Below are 769 nucleotides of genomic sequence, written 5' to 3'. Positions count from 1 at the left end.
GACGCTCGTCACGACGGAACCCACCGCGACCCTCATCACGACGCTCGTCACGACGGAACCCACCGCGACCCTCATCACGACGCTCGTCACGGCGGAACCCGGGGCGACCCTCGTCGCGACGCTCGCCCCGGCGGTCGTCGTCACGGCGGCCATGGCCACCACGGTCGTCTTCGCGACGGAAGCCGGGACGGTCGCCGTCACGGCGGAACCCGGGGCGATCGCGGTCGTCGGAGCGCGGACCGCCCGACCGGTCGTCACGGCGGAAGGGGGGGCGTCCACCGTGGTCCCGGTCATCCCGACGGAAGCCACCACGGTCATCGCGCCGGAAACCACCTCGGTCGTCACGGCGGTCATCACGCCGGTCGTCGCGGCGCTCGTCCCGGCGGAACCCGCCACGGTCGTCACCACGGTCATCGCGGCGGAACCCGCCGCGGTCATCACGCCGGCCGTAGCCCCCGCGGTCGTCGCCACGGCGCGGGCCCCCGCGGAAACCGCCGCGGTCACCACTGTCCCGGCGGCGTTGGTCACGCTCAGGACGCTCGTCGGGAGAGTTGGTGGACATGGGTGACTCCTGTCTTCGGTACCGCAAAGCCATTCTCGCGCAACCGGGAACCCGGCGCGCACCGGAAAAACAAAAAGGACCTCTGGTCCCAGCGAGTCGCTGGGACCAGAGGTCCTCCAAAGATTGTTCGGCGGCGTCCTACTCTCCCACAGGGTCCCCCCTGCAGTACCATCGGCGCTGTAAGGCTTAGCTTCCGGGTTCGAAATG

1 rRNA gene and 1 pseudogene are annotated in these 769 nt (G+C 70.4%); one reads left to right on the top strand and one right to left on the bottom strand.

Annotated features, from left to right (window positions below):
* Positions 1–568: pseudogene (locus ACWD5Q_RS31255) on the top strand (hypothetical protein); the annotation flags it as partial.
* A gap of 119 nt (positions 569–687) precedes the next feature.
* Here ACWD5Q_RS31255 and rrf read toward each other — a convergent pair.
* Positions 688–769: ribosomal RNA gene (gene rrf, locus ACWD5Q_RS31250) — 5S ribosomal RNA — on the bottom strand; the annotation flags it as partial.

It is taken from the genome of Streptomyces sp. NPDC002513 (assembly GCF_053595355.1).
Note: the sequence above shows the minus strand (reverse complement) of the source record. Positions and strands in the feature narration are given on the sequence as shown.